We start from the raw sequence: 5,141 nt of genomic DNA, 5'->3' as shown, positions 1-5,141 counted from the left end.
CAAAACGAATCGTTCCATCCAAAGCTTGAATCACAGCCAAGCACGAATGAGAATCCTGAATCCCAACAGACCCTAGTACGTCATTGCGAGGAGCGAAGCGACGAAGCAATCCACTGTCCCCGCAAGTGGCGCTATGGATTGCTTCGCTTCGCTCGCAATGACGGAGAGGATGTTGCATGCCCTGGCTTGAACCGATCACCCTTCGCGGCGCGCAGGCGCGGCTGGAGCCGCTGTCGCAGGATCACATCGACGGACTCGTCGAGGCCGTGAAGGATGGCGAGCTCTGGAAGCTCTGGTACACGTCCATTCCGCGCCCGGAAGACATGCGCAAAGAGATCGACCGCAGGCTTGGTCTGCAGGCGGCTGGATCGATGCTGCCGTTCACGGTGTTCGATGCCGGCGGCACCATCTCGGGCATGACGACCTATATGAATGTCGATGCGCCCAACCGGCGCGTCGAGATTGGTTCGACCTGGTACGCGAAGCGTGTGCAGCGCAGCGCGGTCAATACGCAGTGCAAATTGCTGTTACTGACGCACGCCTTTGAGGCACTCGATTGCATTGCGGTAGAGTTCCGCACGCATTTCTTCAACCACCAGAGCCGCCGCGGCATCGAGCGGCTCGGCGCCAAGCTGGACGGCGTCCTGCGCAGCCACCAGATCGCAGCGAATGGCACGTTGCGCGACACCGTCGTCTACAGCATTATCGCCAGCGAATGGCCGACGGTGAAGGCGCATCTCAACTATCAACTCAACGAAAAGCCGCGGTAGCCGCTCTGCCGCGCCAGAAACGAGACGATGGAAACGTTCGATTATGTGATCATCGGCGCGGGCTCCGCCGGTAGCGTTCTGACCAACCGCTTGAGCGAGGATGCCGGCACCACGGTTTGCGTGCTCGAAGCCGGCCCGAAAGATTGGCACCCCTATATCCATCTGCCGGCGGGCTTCATCAAGACGTTCCACATGAAGAGCGTCAACTGGGCCTACCAGCAGGAGCCGGGCCCCTGGACCGGCGGCCGCAGCATCTATGCGCCGCGCGGCAAGACGCTCGGCGGCTCGTCCTCGATCAACGGCCATATCTACAACCGCGGCCAGCGCCAGGACTTCGACACCTGGGCGCAGCTCGGCAACCGCGGCTGGGGCTATCCGGACGTGCTGCCCTATTTCAAGCGGATGGAACGCCGCGTCGGCGAGTGCGACGAGACCTATCGCGGCCGCGACGGCAGCCTCACCGTCACCACCATGGACTGGCAGGACCCGCTCTGCGAAGCCTTCATGGCGGGGGCCGTCAGCCTCGGCATTCCGCGCAACCCCGACTACAACGGCGCGATCCAGGAGGGCGTGTCCTACTGCCAGCGCACGATCCAGAACGGCCTGCGCATGAGCGCGGCGAAAGCGTTCCTGCATCCGGCGCGCAAGCGGCCGAACGTCAACGTGCGCACGCATGCGCATGTCACCAACATCATCTTCGAAGGCAAGCGCGCGGTCGGCGTGCGCTATCTTCGGGGAGGGCGGGGCGGCGAGCCGGTCGAGGTGCGCGCCAACAAGGAAGTCATCCTCTCCGGCGGCGCCTACAACTCGCCGCAGGTCCTGCAATTATCCGGCGTCGGCTCGCCCGAACTGTTGCAGTCGCACGGCATCGAGGTGCGCCATGCATTGCCCGGTGTCGGCGAGGGATTGCAGGACCATTACGCGCCGCGCTCGGTCGCGCGCGTCAAGAACATCAAGACCATCAACGAGCTCCGGCGCGGACTGAGCCTGTGGGTCGAGGCCTTGAAATGGGCGACGACGCGGCGCGGCCTGCTGTCGCTGTCGCCGACCATGGTCTATTGCTTCTGGCATTCGGGCGAGACCACGGAGAGCTCGGACCTCCAGCTCACCTTCACGCCGGCGAGCTACAAGGAAGGCGTGCAGGGCCAGCTCGAGGACGAGCCCGGCATGACGGTCGCCTCCTGGCAGCAGCGGCCGGAGAGCCGCGGCTATGTCCGCATCCGCTCGTCAGACCCGTTCGCACCGCCGATCATCCAGACCAACTATCTCGTCGAAGAACTCGACCGCCGCGTCGTCGTCGCCGGCATGAAGCTGGCGCGCCGCTTGCTGAAGTCGGCGCCGCTTGCGCCCTACTATGACTACGAGGATTTCCCCGGACCGAACGTGCAGAGCGACGACGAACTCCTGGCGGCGGCGACAGAGCGCGGCACCACCACATTCCATCCCGGTTGCACCTGCCGGATGGGTCCGGCAGATGCCAGATGGGCCGTCGTCGACGACCAGCTCCGCGTCCACGGATTGCAGGGCCTGCGCGTGGTCGACGCGTCCGTCATGCCGCGCATGATCTCCGCCAATCTCAACGCCTCGACGATGATGATCGCCGACAAGGCCTCCGACATGATCCGCGGGCGGACCGCGCCGGAGGCGGTAAGGTTTCCCGAAATGGCCTGAGCTGTCATTGCGAGCCAACGGGTCGCGCGAACGCGCGCCCGATGACGGGCTCCGCGAAGCAATCCATCGCGCCACGTGCGGAGAGATGGATTGCTTCGTCGCTGTCGCTCCTCGCAATGACGTTGAGAGCGTCCGCTGGGACGAGGGTCTAGCTGTACACGAACGCCTTGTCCGCGAGGTCGATCGTCGGAAACTCGTCCTTCTCGGCCCAGTAGTCCTGGTTGTGCTGCCATTCCGGCTTGGCGCCGCGCTTCGGCAACAGGTGCATGCCGCGCAGCATGTAGCCGGGGTTGAAGTTTTCCTCGTCGATCCACGGCAGGATCGGCATGTTGTGGTCCTCCGGTCGCAACGCCGGCGTGACCTTCTTCGCGCCCGTTTCCTTCATGTGTGTGAGCAGGCGGCAGACGAAGTCGGCGACGAGGTCGACGCGCAAGGTCCAGCTTGCGCGGAAATAGCCGAACACCCAGACGAGATTTGGCACGCCCGTGAACATCATGCCGCGATAGGTCACGGTATCGGCGAAATCGAGCGGCTTGCCGTCGAGCTCGAATTCGATATCGCCAGTGGCGCACAGATTGAAGCCGGTCGCGGTGACGATGATGTCGGCTTCGAGCTCCTTGCCGGATTTCAGCAGGATGCCCTTTTCGGTGAAGCGTTCGATCTCGTCGGTAACGACGGAAGCCTTGCCGGCCTTGATGCCCTGGAACAGGTCGCCGTCGGGAATGAAGGCGATGCGCTGCCGCCACGGGCGATAGCGCGGCGTGAAGTGGGTCGCGATGTCATAGTCCTTGCCGAGATAGGCTTCGACCGCCGACAGCAAGTCCTTCTTGGCCTCCTCAGGCTTCTCGAAGGTCTTGCGGGTGAAGGCGTCCTGGTCGAACAGGATCTTGCGGCGGGTGATCTCGTGGATCCACTTCTCGTCGACCTGCAACTGCCGCAGTTGCTCCGCGATCTCGATCGCGTTGCGGCCGGTGCGGAAATAGGTCGGCGAGCGCTGCAGCATCGTCACATGGCCGGCGTCCTTGGCCATTGCCGGGATCAGCGTCGCGGCGGTGGCGCCGGAGCCGATCACGACGACGCGCTTGCCCTTGTAGTCGAGATCCTCGGGCCATTTCTGCGGATGCACGATCGGGCCCTTGAACTTGGCCATGTCCTTCCACTCCGGCGTATAGCCCTCGGCATGGCGATAGTAGCCCTGGCACATCCAGAAGAAGTTGGTGGTGAAGCGGAAGTGTCCGCCGGTGTCGGTGCGCGTGGCGTCGATGGTCCAGAGATTGGTCTCGCTCGACCATTTCGCCGACGTGATGGTGTGGCGATAGCGGATGTGGCGCGCGAGGTCGTTCTCCTCGATCACGTCGCCCATATATTTCAGGATCTCGGCGGCGGTTGCGATCGGCGCGCTGGTCCACGGCTTGAAGCGATAGCCGAAGGTGTGGAGGTCGCTGTCGGATCGGATACCGGGATAGCGGTGCGTGCTCCAGGTGCCGCCGAACGTCTTCTGCGTCTCCAGCACGACGAAGCTGGTCCCGGGGCACTGCGTGGTGAGGTGGTAGGCGGCGCCAATACCTGAAATGCCGGCGCCCACGATCAGGACGTCGAAATGCTCAGAGGTGATGGGTTCGGCAGCACGGATCTGTGTTTGGACGTTCATCTTCCCCGCTCTTTTGTTGTTTTATTGGCAGTACGCGCGAAGCGCCGGGGTGCTCCCGGCGCTTCGTAGATCGTCAAGTCAGACTTCGCGGCGGCTCAGGAAGGCCAGCCGCTCGAACAGGTGCACGTCCTGTTCGTTCTTGAGCAGTGCGCCGTGCAGCGGCGGGATCAGCTTGCGCGGATCGCGCTCCCGCAGCATCTCCGGCGTGATGTCCTCGTTCAGGAGCAGCTTCAGCCAGTCGAGCAATTCGGAGGTCGAGGGCTTCTTCTTCAGGCCCGGCACTTCCCGCACCTCGAAGAAGATGCGCAAGGCCTCTTCCACCAGTCGTCTCTTGATGCCGGGGAAATGGACGTCGACGATCTTTTCCATCGTGTCCGCATCGGGGAACTTGATGTAGTGGAAGAAGCAGCGGCGCAGGAAGGCGTCCGGCAATTCCTTCTCGTTGTTGGAAGTGATCATCACGATCGGGCGCAGCTTGGCCTTGATGCTCTCGCCGGTCTCGTAGACGAAGAACTCCATGCGATCGAGCTCGAGTAGCAGATCGTTGGGGAATTCGATATCGGCCTTATCGATCTCGTCGATCAAGAGCACCGGGCGCTTCTCGTTGGTGAAGGCTTCCCACAGCCTGCCGCGCTTGATGTAGTTCTTGATGTCCGAGACGCGGGCGTCGCCGAGCTGGCTGTCGCGCAACCGCGACACTGCGTCATATTCGTAGAGGCCCTGCTGCGCCTTGGTGGTGGACTTGATGTGCCAGGTCAGAAGCGGTGCATCGAGCGCCTTGGCGACTTCCTCGGCCAGCACCGTCTTGCCGGTGCCGGGCTCGCCCTTCACCAGAAGCGGGCGCTCCAGCACGATGGCGGCGTTGACAGCGACTTTGAGGTCATCGGTGGCGACATAATCCTTGGTACCGGTGAATTTCATACTACCCCGTCATGATGAGTTTCAATTTGATACTAATGGAAAAACCAAGCAGGTCTAGGCCGTGTGGACTCTTGGGATTCTCAAATCAGATTGAACGTGATTCAAGGCTTTCTTTTAGGAGGAAGCCT

General features: G+C 62.6%; 4 protein-coding genes. 2 read left to right on the top strand and 2 right to left on the bottom strand.

Annotation, left to right across the window (positions count from 1 at the left end; all coding sequences use genetic code 11):
- The first annotated feature begins 176 nt into the window (after nt 1-176).
- Together AAFX91_RS38805 and AAFX91_RS38800 are read left to right on the top strand one after the other, a co-directional pair.
- On the top strand, nt 177-770 hold the full coding sequence (locus AAFX91_RS38805) for a GNAT family N-acetyltransferase (protein WP_282531477.1): 594 nt from the start codon (nt 177-179) through the stop codon (nt 768-770).
- Nucleotides 771-797: 27 nt separating this feature from the next.
- Entirely contained in the window at nt 798-2,441 is a 1,644-nt protein-coding gene (locus AAFX91_RS38800) for a GMC family oxidoreductase (protein ID WP_394570022.1), read from the top strand.
- Between the two features lie 148 nt (nt 2,442-2,589).
- On the opposite strand, the gene AAFX91_RS38795 is transcribed toward AAFX91_RS38800, so the two are convergent.
- Nucleotides 2,590-4,092 (bottom strand): flavin-containing monooxygenase, encoded by a 1,503-nt coding sequence (locus tag AAFX91_RS38795; RefSeq protein WP_394570021.1) that lies wholly within the window; start codon nt 4,090-4,092, stop codon nt 2,590-2,592.
- Between the two features lie 78 nt (nt 4,093-4,170).
- On the bottom strand, nt 4,171-5,013 hold the full coding sequence (locus AAFX91_RS38790) for an AAA family ATPase (protein ID WP_394570020.1): 843 nt from the start codon (nt 5,011-5,013) through the stop codon (nt 4,171-4,173).
- Nucleotides 5,014-5,141: the final 128 nt, after the last annotated feature.

Source organism: Bradyrhizobium sp. 31Argb, assembly GCF_043638955.1.
Lineage (GTDB): Bacteria > Pseudomonadota > Alphaproteobacteria > Rhizobiales > Xanthobacteraceae > Bradyrhizobium.
This window is presented reverse-complemented; position numbering and strand designations above follow the sequence as displayed.

Coding starts and splice junctions, on each gene's coding strand:
- AAFX91_RS38805 (WP_282531477.1), top strand. CDS start 177: ATGCCCTGGCTTGAACCGATCACCCTTCGCGGCGCGCAGGCGCGGCTG.
- AAFX91_RS38800 (WP_394570022.1), top strand. CDS start 798: ATGGAAACGTTCGATTATGTGATCATCGGCGCGGGCTCCGCCGGTAGC.
- AAFX91_RS38790 (WP_394570020.1), bottom strand. CDS start 5,013: ATGAAATTCACCGGTACCAAGGATTATGTCGCCACCGATGACCTCAAA.
- AAFX91_RS38795 (WP_394570021.1), bottom strand. CDS start 4,092: ATGAACGTCCAAACACAGATCCGTGCTGCCGAACCCATCACCTCTGAG.